The sequence below is a fragment of the Pseudoxanthomonas sp. P4_B2 genome (assembly GCF_056402315.1).
In genome coordinates, this window is record NZ_JBFUHQ010000005.1 from 221754 (window position 1) to 248005 (window position 26252).

The 26252-nt window shown below is 63.3% G+C and carries 25 protein-coding genes; 18 read left to right on the forward strand and 7 right to left on the reverse strand.

Annotated features, from left to right (window positions below):
* The first annotated feature begins 134 nt into the window (after positions 1–134).
* From olsF to AC1DTQ_RS13900, 3 genes are all read left to right on the forward strand, one after another.
* Positions 135–1850: a bifunctional ornithine lipid synthase OlsF gene (gene olsF / locus AC1DTQ_RS13890; protein ID WP_477850346.1), complete on the forward strand. Its 1716-nt coding sequence runs from the start codon at positions 135–137 to the stop codon at positions 1848–1850.
* Positions 1847–2662, forward strand: a complete 816-nt coding sequence (locus tag AC1DTQ_RS13895) for a UDP-2,3-diacylglucosamine diphosphatase (RefSeq protein ID WP_477850347.1) — start codon at positions 1847–1849, stop codon at positions 2660–2662. The genes olsF and AC1DTQ_RS13895 overlap by 4 nt, the downstream gene beginning before the upstream one ends.
* A gap of 122 nt (positions 2663–2784) precedes the next feature.
* On the forward strand, positions 2785–3840 hold the full coding sequence (locus AC1DTQ_RS13900; RefSeq protein ID WP_477850349.1) for a metal-dependent hydrolase: 1056 nt from the start codon (positions 2785–2787) through the stop codon (positions 3838–3840).
* Here the strand turns inward: AC1DTQ_RS13900 and AC1DTQ_RS13905 are convergent.
* The 6 genes from AC1DTQ_RS13905 to AC1DTQ_RS13930 all read right to left on the reverse strand — a co-directional run bounded on the left by AC1DTQ_RS13905 (position 3827) and on the right by AC1DTQ_RS13930 (position 9285).
* Positions 3827–4192 carry a hypothetical protein gene (locus tag AC1DTQ_RS13905; protein ID WP_477850350.1) on the reverse strand — a complete coding sequence of 122 codons (366 nt, stop codon included), beginning with the start codon at positions 4190–4192 and terminating at the stop codon, positions 3827–3829. The two genes, AC1DTQ_RS13900 and AC1DTQ_RS13905, sit on opposite strands and share 14 nt — an antisense overlap.
* Positions 4193–4445: 253 nt before the next feature.
* The gene (locus AC1DTQ_RS13910; protein WP_477850351.1) at positions 4446–5279 is read right to left on the reverse strand and encodes a class I SAM-dependent methyltransferase; all 834 of its coding nucleotides are present in this window, start codon (positions 5277–5279) and stop codon (positions 4446–4448) included.
* A gap of 55 nt (positions 5280–5334) precedes the next feature.
* On the reverse strand, positions 5335–6333 hold the full coding sequence (gene dusB, locus AC1DTQ_RS13915; RefSeq protein ID WP_477850352.1) for a tRNA dihydrouridine synthase DusB: 999 nt from the start codon (positions 6331–6333) through the stop codon (positions 5335–5337).
* A gap of 21 nt (positions 6334–6354) precedes the next feature.
* Positions 6355–7335, reverse strand: coding sequence for a ribokinase (locus AC1DTQ_RS13920; protein ID WP_477850353.1), 981 nt, complete (start codon positions 7333–7335; stop codon positions 6355–6357).
* 4 nt (positions 7336–7339) lie between these two features.
* The gene (locus AC1DTQ_RS13925; RefSeq protein ID WP_477850354.1) at positions 7340–8638 is read right to left on the reverse strand and encodes a NupC/NupG family nucleoside CNT transporter; all 1299 of its coding nucleotides are present in this window, start codon (positions 8636–8638) and stop codon (positions 7340–7342) included.
* A gap of 77 nt (positions 8639–8715) precedes the next feature.
* Positions 8716–9285, reverse strand: coding sequence for a TMEM165/GDT1 family protein (locus AC1DTQ_RS13930; protein ID WP_477850355.1), 570 nt, complete (start codon positions 9283–9285; stop codon positions 8716–8718).
* Between the two features lie 294 nt (positions 9286–9579).
* On the opposite strand from AC1DTQ_RS13930, the gene AC1DTQ_RS13935 reads away from it, so the two are divergent.
* The 12 genes from AC1DTQ_RS13935 (at position 9580) to AC1DTQ_RS13990 (ending at position 20725) form a co-directional block, all read left to right on the forward strand.
* Complete coding sequence (locus AC1DTQ_RS13935; RefSeq protein WP_477850356.1) at positions 9580–10554, forward strand: potassium channel beta subunit family protein; 975 nt, start codon at positions 9580–9582, stop codon at positions 10552–10554.
* 66 nt (positions 10555–10620) lie between these two features.
* The gene (locus tag AC1DTQ_RS13940) at positions 10621–10839 is read left to right on the forward strand and encodes a hemin uptake protein HemP (RefSeq protein ID WP_477850357.1); all 219 of its coding nucleotides are present in this window, start codon (positions 10621–10623) and stop codon (positions 10837–10839) included.
* A 131-nt stretch (positions 10840–10970) separates the two neighbouring features.
* Positions 10971–13193: a TonB-dependent hemoglobin/transferrin/lactoferrin family receptor gene (locus AC1DTQ_RS13945; protein WP_477850358.1), complete on the forward strand. Its 2223-nt coding sequence runs from the start codon at positions 10971–10973 to the stop codon at positions 13191–13193.
* A gap of 2 nt (positions 13194–13195) precedes the next feature.
* Entirely contained in the window at positions 13196–13840 is a 645-nt protein-coding gene (locus AC1DTQ_RS13950; protein WP_477850359.1) for a Hemin transport protein, read from the forward strand.
* On the forward strand, positions 13837–14778 hold the full coding sequence (locus tag AC1DTQ_RS13955) for a DUF6607 family protein (protein ID WP_477850361.1): 942 nt from the start codon (positions 13837–13839) through the stop codon (positions 14776–14778). Before AC1DTQ_RS13950 ends, AC1DTQ_RS13955 begins: the two co-directional genes overlap by 4 nt.
* Before the next feature lie 120 nt (positions 14779–14898).
* Positions 14899–15852, forward strand: coding sequence for an SPFH domain-containing protein (locus AC1DTQ_RS13960; protein ID WP_310089674.1), 954 nt, complete (start codon positions 14899–14901; stop codon positions 15850–15852).
* Positions 15853–15876: 24 nt separating this feature from the next.
* Positions 15877–16308, forward strand: a complete 432-nt coding sequence (locus AC1DTQ_RS13965) for an NfeD family protein (RefSeq protein WP_477850362.1) — start codon at positions 15877–15879, stop codon at positions 16306–16308.
* Between the two features lie 3 nt (positions 16309–16311).
* Positions 16312–16836: a hypothetical protein gene (locus AC1DTQ_RS13970; RefSeq protein ID WP_477850363.1), complete on the forward strand. Its 525-nt coding sequence runs from the start codon at positions 16312–16314 to the stop codon at positions 16834–16836.
* Between the two features lie 203 nt (positions 16837–17039).
* A complete protein-coding gene (gcvT, locus tag AC1DTQ_RS13975; protein ID WP_477850365.1) occupies positions 17040–18176 on the forward strand; it encodes a glycine cleavage system aminomethyltransferase GcvT in 1137 nt (378 codons plus the stop codon).
* Positions 18177–18265: 89 nt separating this feature from the next.
* Entirely contained in the window at positions 18266–18661 is a 396-nt protein-coding gene (gene gcvH / locus AC1DTQ_RS13980) for a glycine cleavage system protein GcvH (RefSeq protein WP_310089678.1), read from the forward strand.
* A 973-nt stretch (positions 18662–19634) separates the two neighbouring features.
* A complete protein-coding gene (locus tag AC1DTQ_RS13985) occupies positions 19635–20069 on the forward strand; it encodes a hypothetical protein (RefSeq protein ID WP_310089679.1) in 435 nt (144 codons plus the stop codon).
* A 119-nt stretch (positions 20070–20188) separates the two neighbouring features.
* Positions 20189–20725 carry an SRPBCC family protein gene (locus AC1DTQ_RS13990; protein ID WP_477850366.1) on the forward strand — a complete coding sequence of 179 codons (537 nt, stop codon included), beginning with the start codon at positions 20189–20191 and terminating at the stop codon, positions 20723–20725.
* A 73-nt stretch (positions 20726–20798) separates the two neighbouring features.
* Here the strand turns inward: AC1DTQ_RS13990 and AC1DTQ_RS13995 are convergent, their stop codons facing one another.
* Positions 20799–22211 carry a serine hydrolase domain-containing protein gene (locus tag AC1DTQ_RS13995; protein WP_477850367.1) on the reverse strand — a complete coding sequence of 471 codons (1413 nt, stop codon included), beginning with the start codon at positions 22209–22211 and terminating at the stop codon, positions 20799–20801.
* A gap of 81 nt (positions 22212–22292) precedes the next feature.
* Between AC1DTQ_RS13995 and AC1DTQ_RS14000 the strand changes: the two genes are divergently transcribed.
* From AC1DTQ_RS14000 to AC1DTQ_RS14010, 3 genes are all read left to right on the forward strand, one after another.
* Positions 22293–22895, forward strand: coding sequence for a LemA family protein (locus tag AC1DTQ_RS14000; RefSeq protein WP_477850368.1), 603 nt, complete (start codon positions 22293–22295; stop codon positions 22893–22895).
* 458 nt (positions 22896–23353) lie between these two features.
* Positions 23354–25255, forward strand: a complete 1902-nt coding sequence (locus tag AC1DTQ_RS14005) for a M48 family metallopeptidase (RefSeq protein ID WP_477850369.1) — start codon at positions 23354–23356, stop codon at positions 25253–25255.
* Positions 25256–25340: 85 nt separating this feature from the next.
* Positions 25341–26240 (forward strand): DMT family transporter, encoded by a 900-nt coding sequence (locus tag AC1DTQ_RS14010; RefSeq protein ID WP_477850371.1) that lies wholly within the window; start codon positions 25341–25343, stop codon positions 26238–26240.
* Positions 26241–26252 lie beyond the last annotated feature (12 nt).

Genomic DNA, 26252 nt, shown 5'->3' on the forward strand with positions numbered 1-26252 from the left:
ATTGGCGTTAAGGAATCGGCGTAGCCGAGCCAATCGCCTGTCACCTGGCTGCCGCAAAACCGCAACCAGGCTGACGCCCGCCACGGGCAGGCTGCCGGCGAAACCCGCCGAGGGCGGGCTGCGGGACGAAGCTCATGAACACCCTGGAACGGCAACTGGCCGAACGCTATCCGCACTGGTTCCGCGGTCGCCGCGCCGCCGTCGCGCGGCCGTTGCTGCGTGGGCTGACGCAGTGGTCGCGACTGGAGCATGTCTACGGATTCCTGGACAGTCATGCGCACCTGACCGGTTTCGCGCTGATCGAGGCCGGGCTCGATTTCCTCAACTTGCGCTACACCGTCGATCAGGTCGAGCGTCGCCGCATCCCCGCGTCGGGCAGGCTGCTGATCGTCGCCAATCACCCCTCGGGCGCGCTGGATGCCCTGGCGCTGCTGCATCTGGTGGGCAGCGTGCGCACCGACGTGAAGATCGTGGCCAATGATCTGCTCGGCCAGATCGAAGGTCTGCGCGAGCTGCTGCTGCCGGTGCGGATACTGGGCGGAAAGCCCAGCGCGCAGAGCCTGGCGGCGATCGACCAGGCCTTGCGCGAAGAGCAATGCGTGATCGTGTTTCCCGCAGGTGAGGTGTCGCGCCTGGGTGCGCGCGGCATCACTGACACGCGCTGGCGCCGGGGTTTCCTGCGTTTCGCCATGGACAACGACGCGCCGGTGCTGCCGGTCCGGATACAGGCGCGCAACTCGGCCCTGTTCTACGGCGCCTCCGCCTTGTCCAAACCGATGGGAACGGCGCTGCTGGCGCGCGAGATGTTCAAGCGCAGCGGGCGACGCATCGCCTTGCGAGTGGGATCGGTGATGCGGATGGATCGCGCGGCCGAACCGGAGGCCGCACTGGCACGGGTGCGCCAGACCCTGTACTCGCTGGGCAAGAAAAGCGAAGAGAACGCGCCGCCGCAGCGGACGCTTATAACACCCGTCGATCCGCGCGTGCTGGGCGACGCCGTGCGCGCGTTGGAAATCCTGGGGGAGACCAGCGACGGCAAACGCATTTGCGTGGGCCGCCTACCCGCCGGCTCGCCGCTGCTGCGCGAGATCGGCCGCCTGCGTGAGCTGACTTTCCGGGCGGTGGGCGAGGGCACGGGCAATGCCCTGGACATCGATTCCTACGACGCGCATTACGAACACATCGTGCTATGGGACGAGGCCGCCGGGAAGATCGCCGGTGCGTATCGCATCGCGCGTGGAGCCGCGACGCTGGCGACGCATGGCTTGAAAGGTCTGTACACCGCCTCGCTGTTCCGATACACGGACGACGTCGTACCGCGCCTGGCCGAAGGCATGGAACTGGGTCGCAGCTTCGTAGCGCCGGAGTATTGGGGAAGCCGCAGCATCGATTACCTGTGGCAGGGCATAGGCTCCTATCTGCGCCGGCATCCCAACGTGCGCTACCTGTTCGGCGCGGTTTCCTTAAGCGCGGCGTTGCCGTTGGCAGCGCGCGAGCAGATCGTCGCCTACTACGCCCGCTATTACGGTGAAGTGGAGGGAAAAGCGATCTCGCGGCATCCCTTCCAATACCGCGACGTGCCGCCCTCGTTCGGCGAACTCGACGCCGAGACCGCTTTCGGTGTGCTGAAGGCGAACCTGGACAGCCTGGGCGCCACTATTCCTATGCTCTACAAGCAATACACGGAGCTATGCGAACCGGGTGGCGCCCGTTTTCTCGCCTTTGGCGTGGACCCGGCTTTCAGCGATTCCATCGACGGCTTGATCGAGGTCGATCTGCAGCGCATACGCCCGAAGAAACGCGCCCGTTACCTGAAAGCAGGTGCATCCCAAGCGGAGGCAGCCGTATGAAGGCGGCTGCGACTCCGTCGATGCGCCGGGCGGTGTTCGTTTCCGATGTTCACCTGGGCTCCAAGCATTGCCATGCGGCGCAGTTCGCCGATTTCCTGGAAACCCTGCACTGCCGCCAGCTCTACCTAGTGGGGGACATCGTCGACCTGTGGTGGATGGCGCAGAAGCGCGCGACTTGGAATCACGCGCACAATCGCGTGGTCGAGGCCCTGCACGCCTTGCGCCGGCGTGGTACCGAGCTGATTTATATCCCCGGCAATCACGACCGGCCCATACGCCGGTTCTGCGGACTGGTGCTGCCCGCCATGCAGGTTCGGCGCCGTGCCATCCACGTCACCGCCGACGGACGCCGCCTGCTGGTCACCCATGGCGACGACTACGATGCGGTCACCCATTTCGGCGGCCTGCAGGAGCGCTTCGGCGACTGGCTGTACTACCGCATCCTGACCGGAAACAAGATCGTCAATGGGCTGCGCCAGCGTTTCGGCCTGCGCTACTGGTCGCTATCCGAATATTTGAAGCGCCAGAGCATCGCAGCCGAACGCTACATCACTCGGTTCGTGCAGGCGGGATTGGACGATGCCCGCCGACGCGGGCTGGACGGCATCATCTGCGGACACATCCATCGTGCGGCCCTGATCCAGCGCGAGGGCTTGATCTACGCCAACGACGGCGACTGGGTGGAAAGCCTGACCGCTTTGAGTGAGGAAGCCGATGGCAGCCTCTGCCTGCTTTCGCATACCGGCGAGATTCTGGTGGCATTGCCGGCTCGATTGCGGCTGGTGATGCAGGATTTGCCAAAAGCGGCGTGACATCCGCACGTAGGAGCGACGTGAGTCGCGAAAGAGGATCGTCATCGTTGGCGCCCCTGGGTATCCATCGCGACTTACGTCGCTCCTACGGCAGCAGGCACAGGGACTGTTAGCATCTGGATATGGATTCCGTTACCCACCTGTTCCTCGGCGGCGCCATCGCCGCCGCCATTGCTCCCGCTAAACACCGACGCGCCGCCCTGTTGGCCGGTGCAGCGCTGAACACCCTGCCGGATCTGGACTCGCTATTCATCGCCTTGTCCACCAGCGATCCCGTATCGCTGATGACGGTGCACCGCAGCTTCAGCCATTCGTTGTTCGTGCTGCCGATACTAGGCTGTCTGATCTGGTGGCTGTGCAGGACTCGCGGCAAGCGCGTGGCGGAATCGCCGGTCAGGTGGTTTTGGGCCATCCAGCTGGCATTGGTGACGCATCCGCTGCTGGATGCCTTCACCGTCTACGGCACGCAGCTGCTGTGGCCGATGCACACGCCGCCGGTGATGGGCTCCAGCCTGTTCATCATCGATCCGATGTATACGGTATGGCTGTTGGCGGGTTGTGTGATCGCCTGGTTCGCACGCGAAAAAACGAAGGCGCAGCGCGCGCTGCTCGCCGGCCTGGCGTTGAGCACCGCGTACCTAGGTTGGTCGTTGGTGGCCAAGTCCCTGATCGACGAGCAGGCCGATCGCGACCTCGCCGCGATGGGTCTGCAAAATGCCCCGCGCTTTTCCGTACCCATGCCGCTCAATACCCTGCTGTGGCGGGTGGTGGCGATGACCCCCGATGGCTATGTAATCGGTGACCGCTCGCTGGTGGCCGATCATGGCGCGATGGACTTCAAGGGCTACAAGTCCAACGTGCAGGCGCTGGCCGAAGCCAAGAACATCGAAGCGGTGCAGGAGCTGGCTTGGTTCAACCATGGATTCATGCGGGCGCAGGCCGTTGGCAACGAACTGGTACTCAGCGACCTCCGCATGGGACTGGAACCGGACTACAACTTCAGCTTCGTCGTTGCCGTGCGCCAAGGCGGCCGGTGGCGGGCGATTCCGCCACGGCAGGTGCAGGACGCCTACCGTGCGCCGGTGGCGTCCGGCAAATTGAAGGAGGCGCTGACGGCGTTGTGGCACAGGATCTGGCGCATGCCGGATCCTGAAACAACTCCCACTACGGCCGATTGATCGCAGGTTTGGCGTCGACCCTGGCGATCGTGGCCGCCTTTTGGTGGTAGAGCTCGATCCTGCGTCCGGCCATCAGATCGTTGAAGCGTTCCTCGCCCAGCGCATTCCTGAACTGCTTTTGCGCGCGATCGAAGCTGACGCGGTATTCCGCGTAACCACTGCGTGCACCGACCACCATGCGGACGCCTCGAGGAGTCAGGCCGGTTTCGTCCGCCAGTTGCTTTACAGTGACCTGCTGCTGCGTGTCGTCGGATGCTGCGGGGATGGGCGCAAGGGTTACGGTGGAGTCCCGCGCAGCCGCGGGGGCGGCGATCGCGGCCAACATAGTCAGTGTCAGTAGATTGGTTTTCATGATGTTCTCCTGAAGCTTGGCTCTTCCGTGGAAAGGGGGAATCCATGGTCCGGCGGGGCTAGTCCGGCAAGATCATTTATGCGCCGGAGATGTCGGAAGAACGAGTGCCGGAAAGCACCGTTACCTATGCCATGGTTGTCGTTTCGCGATGTCGTTGAATCGCATCGCGCATCATGAAACACGATGTTTTCGGCTACTCGACGATACTTTCACCATGCCCGGACAACTCCTTCGCCAAGCTTGGCAAAGCCGCTCAGTAAACGGTCGCGCGCGCCTGTACGAACGAGTAGAAGAACACTGCATCGGGGTCGTTCTGTACTTGGTGCATCTCGCGACGCACGCCTTCCACAACATCGTCGGTGACTTTGCCCTCGGCCAGCAGTTGGTCGGCAGCTGACAGCAGCAACTCTTCCCAAAACGCGATCATGGTCTTGCGTCGCGCCGGTTCGCGATTGTCGAAGTGGAAAGTCTTGATCTGCGTGGAGACGTCGCGGTAACCGCCGGCCAGCAACAGATTGCCGAGCTTGGCGCCGATGAACGGGTCGCCGCCGCTGTCGATCTGGAAGTCGTTGAACGCCATCCAGTAGCGCCACACATTGGGCGAATACGGATCGAGCAGGAAAGAAGCGTTCATCACTTCGGTGATGTACACCGGCGAACCCGGGGAAAGCACCCGCCGCACTTCGTTGAGCACCCGCGCCGGCGAAGGGACGTGTTCCAACACCCAGCACAGAAAGGCGCAATCGAAGCTGCGCGGCGCGAACGGCAGATCGGTGGCGTCCGCCTGTTGCAACGCATAACGCCCCTCCAGCCAGGGCATCGCCGACAGCCGTCGGGACGCGGCGCCCAGCTGCGCCGGACTCAGATCCACGCAGGTTGCATGCAGTGCGGGGAACCGTCGCAGCAGGATTTCGGTCTGCGCACCGACACCGCTGCCCACTTCCAGCAGGCGGCTCGCGCCAGCGTAATCGATGTCATGGAAGATGGTCGATTCGGCGATCTGGGCCTGCTTCACCAGGCGCGCCTGCTCCACTTCGGAAAAGCCGTGGAGATAAGGGAATTCGGTGGTGCTGGACGGATCGCTCATGACATTCCTCCGTGGAGTGCGGGTTGCCTGCAACGGGTGACCCAGGCGGATCGGATCAAGCCGCTGCGGATAACTCGGGGACAACGCCGGCAATCAGGGCGTCGAAGTAATCGCGGGTCAGGCGCAATTGCCCGTCCGCGCTTTCGGCGCGGTTGACCACCGCGCGGAACGCCGCGTTCTCCGGCCGGTCTTTGGCGTACCAGCCCAGATGCTTGCGCGCGATACGCACGCCCTGATGCTCGCCGTAGAAATCGTGCAGCGCATGCAGGTGACCCAGCAGGATTTCGCGCACTTCGCGCAGCGTAGGCGCCGGCAGCAGGTCGCCCGTGGCCAGGTAATGGGCGATTTCGCGGAAGATCCATGGCCGGCCCTGCGCGGCGCGACCGATCAGCAAGGCATCGGCACCCGTGGTTTGCAGCACGAAAGCCGCTTTGTGCGGGGAATCGATGTCGCCATTGGCCATCACCGGAATACGCAATGCGGATTTGATCTCGGCGATGGTGTCGTATTCGGCCACCCCGGTGTACTGCTGATCGCGGGTGCGGCCATGCACCGCTAGTGCGGCGATGCCGGCGTTCTCGGCGATCCTTGCGATCCGCAGGCCGTTGCGGTTCTCGCTGTTCCATCCCGTGCGGATCTTCAATGTCACCGGTACGTCCACGGCCCGCACCACCGCCTCGAGGATGCGCGCGACCAGCGCCTCGTCGCGCATCAGTGCAGAGCCCGCCCAGGCGTTGCAGACTTTCTTCGCAGGACAGCCCATGTTGATGTCGATGATCTGCGCGCCGTGATCGACATTGTGGCGGGCCGCACCGGCCAGCATCTGGGGTTCGGTACCAGCGATCTGCACGCTGATCGGCGCGGGTTCGCCGATGTGGTCCATGCGATGCAACGATTTCCGTGTATGCCACAGCTGCGGATTGCCGGTGGTCATTTCCGATACCGCAAGCCCCGCGCCCAGCCGTTTGCACAGTTGCCGAAACGGCTTATCGGTGACTCCGGCCATGGGGGCCAGGATCAGTGCGGGAGCTATCGAATGCGGGCCGATCTGCATATCGGCATTGTAACGGGACGCTTAGGGGCCGGAGTCGGCGATATCGAAGCGCGCCGCGACTTCGGCCAGGCGCGGCATGGCCAGGGCGGCGCCGGCCCGTTCCGTGGACACCGCCGCGTAGCGGTTGGCGAAACGCACGTGGTCGGCGAATGCCAGATTCGCGTCGCCGGCCAGCGAAGCGGCCAACGCGCCGTTGAAGGCATCACCCGCACCGGTGGTGTCGATGGCCTCGACCTGCTCGGCGGCGAGGCGGTAATGGGATTTGGCGTCCCCGCGCAATGCGTCCTCGGCGTGCGATACGAACACGCCCGCCGAACCCAGCGTCAACACCACCGTGCCATGCGCCAGCAACTCGCGGCAGAGCGCGTGCAGGCTGACGCCATCGGTGGCGCCGACATCGTCCGGCTCGATCTTCTCGCCGATATGGCGGGCGACCAGGGCGGAGAATTCGGTTTCGTTCGGGGTGAGGATGTCGGCGAGCGCCAGCAATTCGATGCTGGTCGCGGCATTGGCGGGCGCAGGATTCAACACGCCCACGATCCCATGCGCCCGCGCCAGTTCCAGTGCGGCGATGATGCTTTCGCCCGGCGACTCCAGTTGCACCAGCAAGGCGCCTGCGGCGGCGATTACCTCATCCTGTGAACGCACGAAAGCGGGAGTCAGCGAAGCGTTGGCACCAGGGCCGATCACGATAGTGTTGCGTCCGCGCGTCTCCACGTAGATGCCGGCGGTGCCGGTGGGTTGGTCCGAAACCAGATCGCGCAAATCCACGCCGTCTGCCGCGGCCAGCGAGCGCGCCAGCACACCGCCCGGGTCGTCGCCGAGCGCACAGACGAAAGTGGTGCCTATGCCCGCCCGCGCGGCGGCGATGGCCTGATTGAAACCCTTGCCGCCCGGGCCGCTGGTATAGCTGCCCGAAATAGTGGCGCCCGGCGCGGGCAAAGCTTCGCATTGCCACACGTGGTCGACATTGAAGGAACCCACTACCACTACCGAAGCCATGTGTTTACCCGAAATGCGACAGTACGCCGGCGATGGTCGCGGTCATCAGCGTGGCGATGGTGCCGCCCAGTACGGCGCGCAAACCGAAGCGCGCCAGATCCGAACGCCGTTCCGGCGCCAATCCGCCGATGCCCCCGATCTGGATGGCGATCGAACTGAAGTTGGCGAAACCGCACAGCGCGTAGGTCGCGATCAACTTGCCTTCCGCGGTCAGGCTTGCGCCCGGCACTTTGCCGTTGACGATTTCCGCCAGCTGCAGATAGGCGACGAATTCATTGATGACGATTTTCTGCCCGATCAGCGAACCGACGGTGCTGGCATCCTGCCAGGGCACGCCGATCACCCAGGCGATGGGCGCCAGCACGTAGCCGAAGATCATGGCCAGGTCGGTCGGCTTGCCCAGCATGGCCTGCAGTCCGGTGACTTCGCCGAACCAGGTCAGCGGCCAGTTGACCAGCGCGATCAGCGCGATAAAGGCCAGCAGCATGGCGCCGATGTTCAGGGCCAGACGCAGGCCATCGCCAGCACCCGCCGCCGCCGCGTCGATGATGTTGCTGGAAGTCTTCTCTACTTCCATCTTCACCGTGCCGCGCGTTAGCGGCGTGCCGGTTTCCGGGATGAGCAGCTTGGCGACTACTAGCGTGGCCGGCGCGGCCATGATCGAAGCGGCCAGTAAGTGTTTGGCGTAGAACGCCTGTTGCGCCGGGTCGCCGCCGCCCAGCATGCCGACATAAGCGGCCAGCACGCCGCCGGCGATATGCGCCATGCCGCCGATCATCATGGTGATCAGCTCGGACTCGGTCATCTTGGGAATATAAGGGCGCACGGTCAGCGGCGCCTCGGTCTGGCCGATGAAAACGCTGGCGCAGACGCTGGTGGTTTCCGCGCCGGAGACCTTCATCACCTTGGTGATGGCCCAGGCCATCGCGCGCACGACCGCCTGCATCACGTTCAGGTGGTACAGCACGCCCATCAGCGCAGCGAAGAAGATGATGGTCGGCAGCACTTGGAAGGCGAAGATGAAACCGTAGGTCTTCACGTCCATCATGCTGCCGAAGATGAAGCTGGAACCGGCATTCACGAAGCTGAGGATCTTGACGAAGACTTGGCCCAGCCAGTCGAACACTTCGCGCCCGCCCGGAACCAGCAGCACCAGCGCTGCGAAGGCGATCTGGAGGGTCACGCCGGTGGCGACCAGTTTCCAGTCGACGGCTTTCTTGTTGTTGGAAAACAGAAACACGATGCCGATCAGCACCGCCAGCCCGAACAACCCGAATCCGATTCGCCCCAAACCTTCCAGCATGTGTAGTCCCGCCTGATCCCCGAATCGAAGCAGACTAGAGCAGGGCAGCAGGCTGGGCAAGGCAAATCAGCCTGTGCTCAGCCGATACCACGCAGCGCTACCCAGATCGCCAAAGCCAGGAACACCGCCGCCGCCATGCTACGGGCCAGTTTCAGCGGTAGGCGATCAGCGAAGCGATGGCCCAGCCAGACCACCGGCAAGTTGGCGACCAGCATGCCCAGCGTGGTGCCAGCGATCACCTGCCAGAGCGGCGAATACTTGGTCGCGAGCAGCACGGTCGCCACCTGGGTCTTGTCGCCGATCTCTGCCAAGAAGAAGGCGATCGTGGTGGCGATGAACGCTCCGTGCGCTGGCAGGTTCTCGCTTTCGTCCAGCTTGTCGGGCTTGAGCGTCCACAAGGCTACGGCCAGGAAGCTGCCCGTGACGATCCAGCGCAATATTTCAGGCGACAGCCATTGGGACAGTTCGGCGCCCAGCCAAGCCGAGATCGCGTGATTGAGGAGCGTGGCGGCTAGGATGCCGAAGGCGATGGGCCACGGCTTGCGAAAACGGGCCGCGAGCAACAGGGCCAGCAACTGGGTCTTGTCGCCGATTTCGGCGAGCGCCACCGTTCCGGTGGAAACCAGCAGGGCTTGCAGGATAAGCATGGATCGACTCCGGGACCGGGCATTCGCGAAGGACGCGAAGGCAAACGCCACGCAGCCCGGTCCGGGTAACGCAACGCCTGCCTACGGTCTTGCCCGACGACGAAGCCGAAGCTTCGGCCCTGCGTACCATGGCGAGGATTCCATAAGGAATGCGGCCAAGTATGTTGATGCGCAGACCCCGCACGCGGCGGTTGGGCTACTCCCCGGAGGAGGAAAGTGCGGCGATTGTACAGGGACGCCATCTGGCATGAGTAAACTCTTCTCATTCGCCAGAAACGTTTGGGAGCAATACGCATGCAATACCGACGCCTCGGTTCCTCCGGCTTGCAGCTTTCGGCGCTGTCCTTCGGCGCATGGGTCACCTTCGGCGGCCAGATCGGGCGCAGCGAAGCGCGCAACCTGATCGCGGCCGCGTACGACAATGGAGTCAACTTTTTCGACAACGCGGAGGTCTATGCGAAGGGCGAGGCTGAGAAGGTCATGGGCGATGTGATCGCCGATCTGCGCCTGCCGCGCGATGGCTATTGTGTGTCCAGCAAGGTGTTCTTCGGCGCGGTGGACGATCCCAGGCCGACCCAGCGCGGACTGTCGCGCAAACATGTGTTCGAAGCCTGCCACGCAGCGTTACAGCGCTTGCGCGTGGACCACCTGGATCTCTACTTCTGCCATCGCCCCGATCCGGACACGCCGATCGAGGAAACCGTCTGGGCCATGGATGCGCTGATCCGCCAGGGCAAGGTGCTGTACTGGGGAACCTCGGAATGGTCCGCCACGCAGATCAAGGAAGCCTCGCGCGTTGCGCGCGCGCATCACCTGCATGCGCCGACCATGGAGCAGCCGCAATACAACCTGCTGCACCGCACGCGGGTGGAGCTTGAATACGCGCCGCTGTATTCCGAGCTGGGGCTGGGTACCACCATCTGGTCGCCACTGGCGTCGGGCCTGCTGACCGGCAAGTACAACGAAGGCGTGGCCGCTGAGTCGCGGCTGGGTCAGAAAGATAATGCGTGGTTGCAGCGCATGGTGATAGGGGAGGAAGGAAACAGGCGCATCGATCGCGTACGCCGCTTCACTGCGGTGGCGGCGGAGCTGGGCGAGAAGCCTTCGCAGCTGGCTATCGCGTGGTGCCTGCGCAATCCGCACGTGTCCACGGTGATGCTGGGCGCCAGCCGCACCTCGCAATTGCTGGAGAACCTAGGCGCATTGGAGCTGGTGGACCGCTACGACGAGGCGGTATGGACACGGCTGGAGGTCGCTACCGCCGAATGAACAGAGGTCTTGACGTAGTAATGAGAATCATTATCATCTAATCCTGTTCCCACAGGAGCTACCCAGATGAGCGCACAGCCGATCTTCCTTTCACGCCCCGAACTTTCCCGCTCCGAAGCGGCAGGGGTTCTGCACGAACGCGTCGTCTCCCAGCCGGTACGCGTGGAAGAAACCCTCAGCAGCGAACGCCTGCTCAATGGGCGCCGCGAAATTCTGATCAGCCACGGCGATCGCGTATATCGCCTGCGCCACACCAGCAACGACAAGCTGATCCTGACTAAATAATCCAACCCGCACGCTGCGCCACGCGGGGTCGTGGCGTGGACCGCCGCGCCGTTACATCTCTCTCCACCCGAGCGCCAGCCATCGGTTCGCCAGCTCACCGGGTCATACCTTGCACAGGACCCGTAGAACCGATGAACCGTCCCACCTTGCTCGCTTCCGCGCTGTGGCTGGCGCTTGCCGCCACCGCGCACGCCGAAACCGCCGCCGATGCCGGCGCAGACATCGACGAACTCGAGCGCATCCAGGTCACCGCCACGCGCAGCGAGCGGGCCATTGCCGATGTTCCCAATACGGTCGACGTGATCGAACGCGAGCGCATGGACGAGCTGCTCGTGCGCGACTTGAAGGATCTGTTCCGCTACGAACCCGGTATCACCGTCGGCAGCAGCTTCGGCCGCTTCGGCCTGGGCGATATCCGTATCCGCGGGCTCGGCGGCAATCGCGTGCGCATCCAGACCGACGGCATTCCGGTATCGGACGCATTCTCCATCGGCAGTTTCTCCAACGCCAACCGCAACTTCGTCGATCTCGATACGCTCAAGCGGGCCGAAGTCGTGCGCGGTCCCACCAGCTCTCTTCACGGTTCCGATGCGCTGGGTGGCGTGGTCTCTTTCATCACCAAGGAGCCTTCGGATTATCTGGAGGAGGGCAAGGATGCCTACTTTGGTTTCAAGCTGGGCTACGAGGGCAGTTGGGATGGACTGTTCGGCGGCGCCACCGCCGCATTCGGCGGCGAACACTGGTCGGGCCTGGTCGCGGTGAGCCATCGCCAGGGCAAAGAAACAGAAAATCAGGGCGAAGTCGGTGGCATCGGCGGTGCGCGCACTCAACCTAATCCGCAGGATCGCGATGGCCGCAGTCTGTTGAGCAAATTGGTCTACGCGCCCAGCGCCGACCAGCGTTTCCGCCTGACCGTGGAAGGCAACGAGGATAGTACCGACACCGACCTGCTCACTTCGCGCGGCTTCCAGACGCTGACCGGCGCCACCAACAATCTGGTGCTGGGTCGCGATCATCAGACCCGCGCGCGGGTTTCGTTCGCGCATGAGATGGATGCGGTAAATGCGGGCTTCGCCGACAGCCTGGACTGGCAGGTCTATCGCCAGGACAGCGAGACCACTCAATACACGCTGGAAGAACGCACACTGCCGCCACCGACCCTGCGCGACCGTCGCGAACGCGAGTTCAACTTCGATCAGCGCCTGTACGGCTTGCAGGCGAACTTCCGCAAGGGCTTCGCCACCGGCGGTGTGCGGCACGACCTGGCTTATGGCCTGGATCTGTCGTGGAGCGAAACGCGGCAGAAGCGCGATGGTCTGCGCACCTTCCTCAATACCGGCGTCACCACGCCCTCGATGCTGCCCGACGTCTTCCCGGTGCGGGATTTCCCAATCAGCAAGTCCACGACGGCAGCGCTGTATTTGCAGGACGAGATCAGTTTCGCCGAGGGCGCCTTCCGCCTGATCCCGGCCTTGCGTGTCGACCACTACAAGCTGAAGCCGGAGGTGAACAACATCTTCGCCGAGGACAACCCTGGGGTCCTGGTCAGCGAGGTCAGTGAGACCAACGTTTCGCCGAAGCTGGGCGCCGTCTGGCAATTCGCCGACCAGTGGTCGCTGTTCGGCGGCTACGCGCGCGGATTCCGTTCGCCGCCTTATAACGACGTCAACATCGGTTTCACCAATCTGTTGTTTGGTTACACCGCCATCGCCAATCCGGACCTGAAACCGGAAACCAGCGACGGTCTGGAAGCCGGCCTGCGCTTCGCCGGCGATGCCGTCTACGCCAGCATGTCGGGCTACTACAACCGCTACGACGACTTCATCGAGTCGCTGCGCTTCATCGGATTCAATGATGAAGGCCTGATGGTCTACCAGTCGCAGAACATCGCCGAGGCGAAGATCTATGGCGTGGAGCTGAAGGCGGGCCTGGATATCGGCGCGTTGTCGAAAAAATGGGAAGGCTGGTCGTTGCGTGCCGCCGCGGCCTGGTCGCGCGGTGAGGATGAAACCGCCGATGTGCCACTGGACAGCGTCGACCCGCTGACCGCGACGCTGGGTATCGCCTACGAGCGCGATGCCTGGGGTGCCGAGCTCGCCGGTCGCTTCGTCGACCGCAAGGACCGCGTCTCCGATCCTAGTCTCTACCAACAGGCCGGCTACGGCGTCGTCGATCTGTACGCGCATTGGAGCTTCGCGCCGGGCGCGACGGTCAACCTCGGTGTCTTCAATCTTGCCGATCGCAAGTATTCCGAAGCGGGCGATGTTCCTTTGGTCGATGGCGGTAGCGCCGTGCTCGACCGATACACCAGCCCGGGTCGCAATTTCTCGGTCAGCCTGTCGGTGAACTGGTAAGCATGGCGGCCGCACTGCCCGGTACGGCGCTGAGATCGCATGGGGCAGTTTCAGGTCTGCCGCGCGCGCAGCAGTTAGTCGCGCTTGGCACGGTGCTATGCCTTTATCGCCCGCAGCACGGCAGCGAACTCTCCGGCTGGGCGCGCGCAGCGCAGGTGGAATCGCGCACCGGCGTGGACAGCGATGGCTTGCGCGAAAGCCTGGTGTTCTTCGATGCGGAAGGACGCTGCTGCTGGCGTCTGTATCTGTTGCCGGACAGCGACTTCCTGGCCTGGGACCGACTGCTGGCGTCATTGCTCTGCCGTGATGAGGTCGAGGCGGCGATCGGAGTCGGCGAGCGTCTCTGGCGACGCCTGGCCGGACGCTTGCGCGGCGACCAGTGGCAGGCCTGCATCCTGAGGTTGCACGCCGTGCCCGCAGCGGTGGCGCAGCCGGTTCTCGCCGCCAGCCTGGCGGCGGTTTCGCCCTTGGGCGCAGCTACGGCGCGACGCATCGCTCAGGCCGAAGGAGCCGACGGGACTATCCGCGTGGACGACTGTTGCTGCGCGCGGTCGGCGCTGGCGGCGACGCGAGCCGCGGCACAATTCGAGGCGGAGGACGGTCACGGCCTGCCGCTGGTCAGATTCACTTCCAGGAAGACACCATGAAATCCGTTCTAGCCATCGCTATTTTTCTGCCCTCCGTCGCTTCCGGCATTGCTTCCGCACAAGAAGCAACCAGCGCCGCCCGCGACCGCCAGTCTATTCTGGCCATGCAGGGCGAATACATCGTCGATTTCGCCTTCGACGAAACCGTGCTATTGCAACCGGGGTACGAACGCGCGGCAGCGATGCGCAGCGGCGGCAAAGAGACGGTGGTTGTGGTGGAAGACACTCCCGCCAAGATCGTCCTGCAACACATTCTGGTGGACGGGAAGAGCGGCCACGTCACTAAGCACTGGCGACAGGATTGGGTCTACGAAGCGCGCAGCCGCTTCGAGTTCAGCGCCGATCAGACCTGGACGGTACGCGCCATTCCCGCGGATAAGAACAAAGACGCCTGGACTCAGTGCGTATTCGAAGTCAGCGACGCGCCGCGCTATTGCGGCACCGGGCGCTGGGACTACGCCAGCGGCATCGCCACCTGGACCAGCGACCTGAGCTGGCGTCCGCTGCCGCGCCGCGAGTACACCAAGCGCAGCGACTACAACGCGGTGTCGGCGATCAACCGGCACACGATCACCCCGAATGGCTGGACTCACGAGCAGTTCAACACCAAGGTTCTGCGTAAGCCCGATGGCACCCAGGTGGAGCTGGCGCGCGAGTTCGGCTTCAACGATTACCAGAAGACCAAGGAAGTGGACTTCAATCCGGCCTACAAATACTGGGATGCGACCCAGGACTACTGGGCCAAGGTGCGCAATCGCTGGGACGCATTCCTGGACAAGGCCCCGGGCTTGCACCTGAAGACCAAAATAGACGGCATGGCCATGATCATTCCGCTGTTCACCCAGGCGGGAGATCTCGAGGAAGGCAAGAAGGTCGCCGACGCGGACATCGACAAAGTGTTCGCCGAATGGGTTGAGCGGGCGCCATCGGATAAATAGCCGCTCCGTACGTAGGTCGGCCCTACGCGGCCGACGCTCTGTCGCAACCCACGCGTCGGGGGCGTAGCCCCGACCTACACCGTCTATACTTCCATTTCATCTAAGGAAAGGGGAGTAGACATGTTCGAGACAGGTTTCCTGGCCATCGTGCTGCTGGTCGCTGGCGTGATCGTGCTGTTCAAGACGGTGCGCATGGTGCCGCAGGGTTTCGAATGGACGGTCGAACGCTTCGGCAAGTACACCAGCACCATGTCCCCTGGCCTTCACTTCTTGATCCCGGTGATGTACGGCGTAGGCCGCAAAGTCAACATGATGGAACAGGTGTTCGAGGTGCCGTCGCAGGACGTCATCACCAAGGACAACGCCGTGGTCCGCGTCGACGGGGTGGTGTTCTTCCAGGTGCTCGATGCCGCCAAGGCCGCTTACGAAGTTTCTAACCTGGACCAGGCGATGATCGCGCTGGTGCAGACCAACATCCGCACCGTGATCGGTTCGATGGACCTGGACGAATCGTTAAGCCAGCGCGAGACCATCAACGCCAAGCTGCTGGGTGTGGTCGACCACGCCACCAGCCCGTGGGGGGTGAAGGTCAACCGCATCGAGATCAAGGACATTCAGCCGCCGCAGAACCTGATCCAGTCCATGCAGCAGCAGAAGATGGCCGAACAGAACAAGCGCGCCGCCATCCTGGAAGCCGAGGGCGTGCGCCAGTCCGAGATCCTGCGCGCGGAGGGCGAGAAGCAGGGCGCCATCCTGCAGGCCGAAGGCAAGCGCGAAGCAGCCTACCGCGAGGCCGAGGCGCGCGAGCGCCTGGCCGAAGCCGAAGCCAAGGCGACGCAGATGGTCAGCGACGCGATCGCCAAGGGCGACGTGCAGGCGATCAACTATTTCGTCGCGCAGAAATACGTCGAGGCGTTCCGTGAACTGGCCAACGCGCCCAATGCGAAGTTCGTGATGATGCCGATGGAGACCAGCGGCATCATCGGCTCCATCGCCGGCATCGCCGAACTGGCGAAGGAATCGCTGGAAAAGCAGCAAGCCAAGATCGCCGGCAAACCGCCGGCCCTGCGCTGAGCCATCCAGGCCAAGGAGAACGCCATGCGTTGGGATGTGGTTAGTTGGGCGGCCATCGCGCTGCTGTTATTCGCCGCCGAGGCGATGGCGCCGGGCGCGTTCATGCTGTGGATGGGCTTGGCCGCCGCGGTGGTGTTCGTCGGCGTGTTGCTGATTCCGGGCATTCCGGTGTTGGGGCAGGTGGCGGCTTTCATCGTCTTGAGCTTCGTTTCCATTCAGATCTATCGCCGCTGGTTCCGCAAAAACGAACCGCAGAGCGACCGACCGCACCTCAACCAGCGCGCCAACACGCTGGTCGGGCATGTGACCAACTTGGACCAGGCCATCGTCAACGGCCGTGGGCGCGTACAGATCGCCGATGCGTTCTGGGTGGTGGAAGGCGCCGATCTTCCCGCCGGTACGCCGGTGCGGGTGGTTGCGGTGGACGGCATGATCCTGAAGGTGCAAGAGGCCTGAGCCATGTCTGCCCGGATCGCCACCATGCTGGTGCTTGCGACGCTGCCGATGGCTGCGGGCGCGATCGAGCTGATCGGCAAGACTGTGCCGCCGTATCCGGAAGGCTTGCAGGACGTCGGCGGCTCTTGCCTTTCCGATTCGGCCGATCCGGACCGCGTATGCGATTTCTCGATCGGGCTGCTGGCCGACACAGGCAATGATCCGGGCACTGATTCGAACGCCGAGCCTGTGCCGCGCTACGTCGTGGCCGGCCGCATGGCTGGCCGCGAAGGGCCGCTGGCGCTATGGAAGATCACCGACGTGCAGGTCTATCCGAAAGTGGGCAAGGGATTCTTCTGGCAGGCCGGTAGCTGCCGCGTGGACAAGGTGGACGATGCCAAGGTGATTGCGGTGGTGCGACAGGGCGCTGAACAGGAATACCTGACCGATGTCGCCTGGGCGAGGCGCTTGGATCTGAAAAGCGGCAAGTTCTCGGTGGTCGACGCCGCGCGCGTCGACTGCATCAACGAAGGCTACGGCGAACCGTAATCGTGGAGAGTGGTAGTGGGAGCGGCGTCCCGCCGCGAGCTTTTGCTTTGAGGGCATCAAAGTAGAGGGAGCAGCAGAATCAAGAGCTCGCGGCGGGACGCAGCTCCCACCGCCGCTCACCGCCGGTTCTATCGATGCTTTGATGCATCGCTCCCCGTACCTGCCTGTTCTGGGATAATGGCGCTCTTTCGCAAGGCACGGCCATGACCCAGAAGACCATCCTCAACGACACCCATCGCGCGCTCGGCGCCAAGATGGTCGACTTCGGCGGTTGGGACATGCCGATCCACTACGGTTCGCAAATCGACGAACACCACCTGGTGCGCAGCGATGCCGGCATGTTCGACGTCAGCCACATGACCGTGGTCGATCTGCGCGGCGAGCGTACCCGGGAGTTCCTGCGCTATCTGCTCGCCAACTCGGTGGACAAGCTGAAGAAGCCAGGCAAAGCGCTGTACACCGCCATGCTGGACGAGCAGGCCGGCGTCATCGACGACTTGATCGTCTATTTCATGGCCGAGGATTTCTTCCGCCTGGTGGTCAATGCCGCTACCCGCGACAAGGATCTCGCCTGGATCCAGAAGCAGGCCCAAGCGTTCCAGGTGCAGGTGCAGGAGCGCCCTGAGTTCGCGATGATCGCGGTACAGGGGCCGACCGCGCGCGCGCGGGTAATCGGCCTGCTACGCGACTCCGACCGTGTCGCTGCCGACAAGCTGAACCGCTTCGCCGCGGTCGAGGCCCGCACTTCCGATGGCGTGCCGTTGTTCGTCGCCCGCACCGGTTATACCGGCGAGGATGGTTACGAGATCGTGCTGCCGCAGGAACAGGCGGTCGCCTTCTGGAATGCCTTGCTCGCCGCCGGAGTGAAACCGGCGGGCCTGGGCGCGCGCGACACCTTGCGTCTGGAAGCTGGCATGAATCTCTATGGACAGGACATGGACGAAACCACCACGCCTTACGAAGCGGCGCTGGCATGGACCGTGGCGCTGGATGAAGGCGCCGATTCGAAGCCGCGCGATTTCATTGGCCGCGCCGTGCTGGAGTCGCAGGCCGCTACCGGCGCCCCGCGCCAATTGATCGGCTTGGTGATGGACGAGAAAGGGGTGCTGCGCCATGGCCAGAAAGTACTGACCGCCGGCGGCGAGGGCGAAGTCCTGTCCGGCACTTTCTCGCCGACGCTGGGCAAGGCTATCGCCTTCGCGCGCGTGCCGGCCGGCAATATTCCGCTGGGAGCGGGGGGCGCGGTGCGCGTGGACATCCGCGGCCGCGAGGTGCCGGTGCGGGTGGTGAAATTCCCGTTCGTGCGCGAAGGCCAGGCGCAACCCGGCGTACTGGAATAACGCGCGCGACTTCTTGTCCACTGGACGAATTCCTTCGTTAAACTAGCGCCATCCGCCCACCCTTCAACCCGATCCCCCGGAGCAGCAACATGAGCGAGATCCCAGGCGACCTCAAATTCCTCAAGTCCCACGAGTGGGCACGCGTTGAAGGCAGTGGCCGCGTCACCGTAGGCATTTCGGACCACGCGCAAGGATTGCTCGGCGATCTGGTCTACGTCGAGTTGCCGAACGTCGGCGATCGCGTCGAAGCCGGCAACGCCGCTGCCGTGGTGGAGTCGGTGAAGGCGGCTTCGGACGTTTACAGTCCGCTTACCGGCACGGTGGTCGAAGTGAATGCGGACCTGGCCGACAAGCCGGAAACCATCAACGAAGATGCCTATGGCGAAGGCTGGATCTACGTGCTTGAGATCGAGGAGCCGGACCAGTTGAACGACCTGCTGGCGCCCGACGACTACGCCGAGTTGCTGGAAGACGAGGATCACTGATCCCGTCCCGTCCGCTTCTCAGCTCCCGCTACCGGCCGCCTTGTGCGGCCGGTTTGCTTTTCGGAGTTCGCTCTCGCGAGCAACGGAGCTCCGTCTGTAGCGTGCCGACGAATGGCGGCCAAGCGGTCCTCCGAGTTGTCTTCCGCTCCGCCGCGAAACCGGAAACGGGAGTTTTGCTGCGGCGGCCGGAATCGGAATCGGACGATCGCGATGCGGATGCGAGAGCCTCGCAAGTCGTCTTCGAAGTCTCGGCGACGACGTTCGGCGGCGGAAAAAGTTTGCGCAAATCCGCGCATTTGGACTGGTGCGACGCCGAAACGAGCGGTTCGCGGCAACGTCGCAAACGCGTCCGTTCACTCCTCGGAAGGCGTCGCGTCGACACGCAGGCGCGGTGCGGATCGCAAGCACGTGTACGTCGGCGCGAAAGCGCTGTCACAAAAAAACCGCATTAAACGCGGTGTTTTTGAATGCAGCGTCTCCACGATGCGGAAGTCGGCGCGCTCGCGTCGGCGCGATGCGCGGAAGTTCGCCGTCCTGGCGACGGGATCGCGGTCGGGGCGGGGCCGAAAATATTTTTGCAAAACTGTTGACACATCGAAAAAGCGTGATTAGGTTTCGCCCCAGCAGACGTTTCTGCGGAAGCAAGTGAGCCGAGTCATCGCGACAATAAGCAAAACAAAACGGCCCCCCACCCGCGCCCTCGGCATGACGGACGCAGGCTTCGCTTCCCCGACGAAAACCCAGACCCATTCCCGATACCGCACCCGCGCCGTATGCGACGCGGGTGTTTTTTCATCCGCGCCGACTGGCGCGAACAGGTCGCGGCCATTCCTGGCCGGACTTGCCACCATCCGTTCCGACGCGCCTGGCGCGACGGCGGCTGCCTGCGGGTCCGACTCCCGCGGCGTTCCATTGCAACTGGGCTTTGTAAACGGATTCACCAATCCATAGTTCACTGACGAGGAGCCATAACATGGCAACGAAGAAAGCTGCTAAGAAAAAACCCGCCAAGAAAGCCGCCAAGAAATCGGCAGCCAAGAAGGCCGTGAAGAAGACAGTAAAGAAGGCCGCCAAGAAAGTAGCCAAGAAGAAGCCGGCTAAGAAGGCAGCCAAGAAAGTAGCGAAGAAAGCCGCCAAGAAAGTAGCCAAGAAGAAGCCGGCTAAGAAGGCAGCCAAGAAGACCGCTAAGAAGGCCGCTAAGAAAGTAGCCAAGAAGAAGCCAGCCAAGAAGGCCGCTAAAAAGGCTGCCAAAAAAGTAGCCAAGAAGCCGGCCAAGAAAGCCGCTAAGAAAGCTACCAAGAAGGCTGCCAAGAAGAAGCCTGCTAAGAAAGCCGCCAAGAAGCCTGCCAAAAAGGCAAAGAAAAAGGCTCCGGTAGCGCTGCCGCCCACCCCGGCTCCGCTGATCTAAAAAAAGAAATCCCGATTACCTGTAAGCCATAGAACTCTCTCCCCGGTGCCCAGCGGGGAGGGAGTTTTTTTATGGGTTTAAGGGTGTAGCCTTCGCCCAGACCCCCGGGGAGATCGCGCATGAGAATCCTGAAATGGCTTGTGTGGGGGATGGTGGTACTAGCGGTGCTGATCGGCGGGGGCGGACTGCTCTTGCCGGCGAGCTCCCACCTGGAACGATCGACCGTCATCAAGCGCCCCCCGGCGGAAGTATTTGCCACGCTTAATTCCTTCAGCCGCTTTAACGAATGGTCGCCCTGGTTCGAAATGGACCCCTCCGCCAAGTACACCTATAGCGGTCCCGCGTCGGGCGTCGGCGCCAAGTTAGCCTGGGTGGGCAATAGTTCGGTCGGCAGCGGCAGCCAGGAAATCATCGAAAGCGTGCCGGACGGCAGGATCGTCAATGCGCTGGATTTCAGCGGCAGCCAGGCCAAGGCGACTTTCCGATTGACTCCGGACGGGAATGGAACTCGGGTGACTTGGTCGCTGGATAGCGAGCATGGCTACAACCCGATCAATCGTCTGTTCGGTGCATTTCTGCTCGATGGCATGGTCGGCAAGGACTACGAAAAAGGTCTGGCCAAACTGAAAGGCGTACTGGAAAGCGGACCGCGCTGAATAAGAGAGCGAAGCTCGCGATCCGACGCCTGTCTGGCGTCGAGAGGTGGAATGCAGCTTTATTTAGGCGAGGTTACTTAGGCGAAGCCGAAGCCTTGCTCGAAGAGCTGCCGCTGTCGTTGGCAGGGGTGTCATCCGAATCGGCCATCAGCAGGTCGCTGCCGATCGGCACGTCCAACCATTGCTGTGCGGGCAAGCCCATCGCGCGATCCAGAATGGTGGGCAGCAGCCCGGAAGGCACGCTGCTGTCGCTATTCCAGAGGATGGCGATGCCGAAATCGCGTTCCGGCACCAGCGCTACCAGACCCCGGTAACCCTGCACGGCACCTGCGTGGAATACCACCTGATGCCCGGCGTAGTCGAATACGCGCCACCCGAGCGCATAGCTCGCCGAATAGACGCGTTCGCGACGCCAGCCGGCACGCATTTCGCCCGGCGTGTTGATCAGCGGCGCGTGCAAGGTCGCCAACAGCGGCGCAGGCAGCACGTCGGGACGGTGTCCCGTTTGTGCGATCAGCCACTGCGCCATGTCGCTTGCGCTGGCATTGACGCCCGCAGCGGGCGGAAGGCGGTAATAAGTGGGCTTGGGCATCATCGACACCCAGCCGTTGCGACTGCGCACATGCGGACGCGCCCAGCGCGAACTGCTCTCGATGCCGGTCAAGCCGATGCTGGCGTCGTTCATGCCAAGCGGCTTGAAGATGCGTCGATCCACCGCCTGGTCGTAGAAGCTGCCGGTGGCGGCGAACACCACGTCGCCAATCAGACTGAAGGCGACGTTCTGATAGGCATAGCATTGTCCGGGCGCGCAATCGAGCGGCGCGTAGGCCAGCTTGCGGGAGACGCCGTAGTAGTCGGCATTGGACTCGATGTCGCGGTCGAAGGCGTTGTGGCTCCGCAGACCGACGCGATGGCTGAGCAGGTCGGCCACGGTCACGCGCTGCGTCGCCAGCGGATCGCTGAGTTGGAAGTCGGGCACGTAGTCGGTGACCTTGCTGTCCCAGCGCAAGGAACCGTCGTTGACCAGCAGACCGGTCATGGTGCCGGCGAAAGCCTTGGACAACGACGCCAGCCGGAATACGGTATGTCCATCCACCAATTGCGGCGCGGTCACGTCGGTCACGCCATAGCCGCGTGCGCTCAGCACACGTCCGTTCTGAACGATGGCCATGGCAAGACCCGGCACGCGCTCGCCCACGGTCAGCGCGTTAGCCATGTTCTCGAATGCCGCCACGTCGAACCCTTGCGCCAACGGCATTACGTGCTGGCTGGCCAAGCTGGTGCGATAAGCCTGCGGTTGTGCGGGAGAGCGGTATTGCGAAGTAGGAGCGGGCGAAACGGGAGCGGCGGACGCTGAGACAGTGGTGGGGGTCTGATTCCAGCGGATCGGAGTCTGCGCGGTGGAGGAAAGCGTCAACGGCAGCAGCAGGCCCAGCAGTCCAATACGGATGGACCGTGCAGGCCGCGAATTGCTGTTGTCTTTCATCGTCTGTCGCGCCTGCGTAAGCTGTCTCTGTTCCGGATAATAACGCCGGTTTTTGCAATTGCACAAACGGGGAGAAGTTCGATGACCATCTTGTTCATATTGTTGATGATTGTGGGCCTTGCGGTGGTGGTCGGGCTGTGGGGTGTAGGCATCTATAACGGGCTGGTCACTGCCCGCAACGCGTTTAAGAATGCGTTCGCCCAGATCGACGTTCAGCTTCAGCGCCGCTTCGACCTGATTCCGAACCTGGTGGAAACGGCGAAAGGCTATATGAGCCATGAGCGCGAGACGCTGGAAGCGGTCGTCGCCGCGCGCGCCGCAGCGCAATCCGGCCTTTCGGCGGCCAAGGCCAATCCCGGCGATCCCGCGGCGATGGCCCAGTTGGCTGCGGCCCAGGGGCAGCTGAATGCGGGGCTGGGGCGTCTGCTGGCGGTGGCCGAGGCCTATCCGGATCTGAAGGCGAATCAGAACATGATGCAGCTCACTGAGGAGCTGACCACCACGGAGAACAAGGTCGCGTTCGCGCGGCAGGCGTACAACGATTCTGTGATGGCGTTCAACAATAAGCGCGAGGTGTTTCCGTCCAGCCTGCTGGCGGGGATGTTCAATTTCGGGCCAGCGGCGTTGCTGGATATTCCGGCGGACAAGGCGGAAGTGCGCGAGGCGCCGAAGGTGCAGTTCTGAGCCGAACAACCCTTCTCTGCTCGATGGAGTAACCCTTCCCCTGCTTGCGGGGGAAGGTGCCGAAGGCGGATGGGGGCGCTCTTGGCGGAGTCCATCCGATCAAAGCAATCAAAGCAAAGCGTTCGCGCGTTGCGCGAGTCACTTTTCTTTGAACGGCAAAGAAAAGTAACCAAAAGAAAGCCGCCCCCGTATCAAGTACGGGGCAGGCTCTACGCCGCGCCCCACAATAAAGCCGTGGGGTCCGCAAGCAGGCCGGGAATTTCCGTAAGGCGCTTCCTGCGCCTCCGGAAACGGCGCACATCCTTGTGCGCCGCCCCTGCGGGGTTTATCCCGACCCGCTTGCCGCGCCTCACGAGGATAGTCAAAAGCTAGAAGAGCAAAAACGAGAAGAGCGAAGCAGAGCAGAGCAGAAAGAAACCTAGTATCAATCGCGAACTAATTCGGGCATCACTCCCTCTATGAACTTCTTCGAGCACCAGGCCAAGGCACGCAGTAGCTCCACCCGCATGGTGTTGCTGTTCGCGCTGGCGGTGGGTGGGATCGTGCTGGCGGTGGATCTGGCGGTGCTGGTACTGCTAGGTACGCAGATGGAGAGTGCGGGTGGCATCGCGGCGCTGTTGTTCGTGACCACGGTCGGCACAGTGCTGGTGATCGGCCTGGGGTCGATGTATCGAATGGCTTCGCTACGCGGCGGCGGCGAATCGGTCGCGCTGCAGATGGGTGCGACCGAGGTGCCCTCCAACACCACCGATTTCCAGCTGCGGCGCCTGCGCAACGTGGTGGAGGAAATCGCCATCGCTTCCGGCGTGCCTGTGCCCAAACTCTATGTGATGGAGCACGAGGCGGCCATCAACGCGTTCGCTGCCGGCTACTCGCCTTCGGACGCCGCTGTCGCCGTCACCCGCGGTGCGCTGGAAAGGCTCAACCGCGACGAGCTGCAAGGCGTGATCGCGCACGAGTTCAGCCATATCCTCAACGGCGACATGCGCCTCAACATCCGTCTGATGGGCACGCTGTTCGGCATCATGATGCTGAGCATCATCGGTCAGCGCGTACTGATCTACGGGCGCGGCGGCGGCAAGAATGGCGGCGCGATTCTGGGCGTGGCTCTGGTCGCACTAATCGTGGGCAGCATCGGCGCGTTCTTCGGGCGCATGATCAAGGCCGGGGTCAGCCGTCAGCGCGAATTGCTGGCCGACGCGTCGGCGGTGCAGTTCACGCGCCAGACCGCGGGGCTGGCGGGCGCGCTGAAGAAGATCGGCGGGCTGCACGAAGGGTCGCAGCTCACCGACAAGGCCAAGGCCGAGGAAGTCAGCCACATGCTGTTCGGCGAGGGACTGTCGATGTCCGGCCTGTTCGCTACCCATCCGCCGCTAGTCGAACGCATCCGTCTACTGGATCCGTCGTTCAACGAGCAACAACTGCAGCAACTCGCCGCGCGCTGGATGGCTGCGCCGCCCAACGGAATGCAGGAAGACGCCGCGCTGGGCCTGGCCGGCGCCGCACCGCCGCTTCCGCCGCTCGCGAGCGAGATCAGTGTCACTCCGCCGATGATCGCCGCACAGGTGGGCCTGCCTGCAGAAGACGACTACCGCCGCGCGGGTAGCATCGTCGAGTCGCTGTCGCCCGAACTGCGCCAACTGGCAGCACAGCGCGAAAGCGTCATGCCGCTGCTGCTGGGCCTGCTGGTCGACGACAACGCGGCCATCGCCGCCAATCAGCGCATCGAAGTCGCCGCACGGCTGGGCGATACGGTCGCCGCGCAGGCTTGGTCGTTGCGCGAGCAACAGCTCCCCTCGCTACATCCGATGCAGCGGTTGCCGCTGGCGTCGCTGGCCTTCCCCGTCCTGCGCTTGCGACCGCGGCCGGAGCTCGACGCCTTCCTCGCCGCCGTCCATGCCATGGTGCATGCCGACGGCCAGGTGTCGCTGTTCGAATATTGCCTGGGCAAGCTGCTTGAAGTGCAAGTGCGCGAATCGCTGGATCCCGCGCGTTACGCCCGCTTCGGCCGCCGCAAGCCTGGTAACGTGAAACAAGAGTTCGCGACCCTGCTGGCGGTGGTGGCGCAGTCCGGCAACGACAATGCCATGGCCGCCCAGCATGCCTATCTGAGCGGTCTGCAGCGCGTGCTACCGCGCGATCATCTTCCCTATGCGCCGCCGGCCGAAGGCGTGCTGGCGCTGGAGGGAGTCTGGGAAGGGTTGGACGCGCTGGATCCGCTGGCCAAGCAGGTGATGGTGGAAGCGATCACGGCAGCGATCGGCAATGACGGACGCGTCAGCGTGGCCGAATCGGAACTGCTGCGTACGATCTGCGGCGTGCTGCATTGTCCGTTGCCGGCGATGCTCGAGCGCGGATGAAATCGGGATCGGCAACCGACCAAAGTCGTGATGACTCGATGGCCGCTGCGAACGATGATGCGCATCGGTGCATCGCGGACAAGCAATGAGCAATTCCTCGCCAGTCGCCCGGAGCAGCAACGGTTTGTCCGTGCTCGGGATTTCGTTCGTCGTCGTCTGGTGCACGGGTTATATCGCCGGCAAGCTAATGTTGGGTCATGCGGCCCCGTTCACCGCGCTGGTATGGCGTTTTGGGTTGGCGGGACTGGTGTTTGCCGCGCTCGCGCTAGCGGCGGGTACGCGGGCCGGGCGACGCGATGTGCTGCACAGCATGGTCGCCGGCGTGCTGATCCTGTCGATGCAGTTCGGCGGCGTCTATCTGGCCATGGGCTGGGGTGCGAGTGCCGGTGTGACGGCATTGGCGATCGGCCTCATGCCGCTACTCGTGGCTTTCCTCGCGATGCTTGCCGGCAGCGAGCGATTGGCGTTGCCGCAATGGTGTGGATTGTTGCTCGGTTTCGCCGGCGTGTTGCTGGTCGTGGCCGACCGCGTGGACGGCGCGACGCCGCTGCGGGCCTGGGCCGCATTGGCGGTGGGCTTGGCGGGCATCAGCATGGGAACGCTTTATCAGAAGCGCTATTCCTCGAAGATCGATCTGCGCCTGGGTCTAGCGATCCAGAACGGTGTGGCCACACTTGCCTTGTTGCCCTTGGCCCTGGCCGAAGGATTCCGCTACGAAGCCAGCACGGCGTTCTACGAACCACTGGCCTGGACCGTGTTGGTCAACTCGGTCGGCGGTTTCGCATTGTTGTTCCTGTTGATCCGCCGCGATGCGGCGACGGGAGTGGCCGCGTTGTTCTTCCTGATGCCGCCTGTCACCGCGGTGTTCGGGCATCTGTTGCTGGGCGAACACCTGACGCTGCTGAAGCTCGGCGGATTCTTGTTGGCGGCGGTGGGCGTGTGGTTGGCTACTCGAACTTCTAGCCAAGTGCCCGCAACAAGATGATCCGGTCGAACA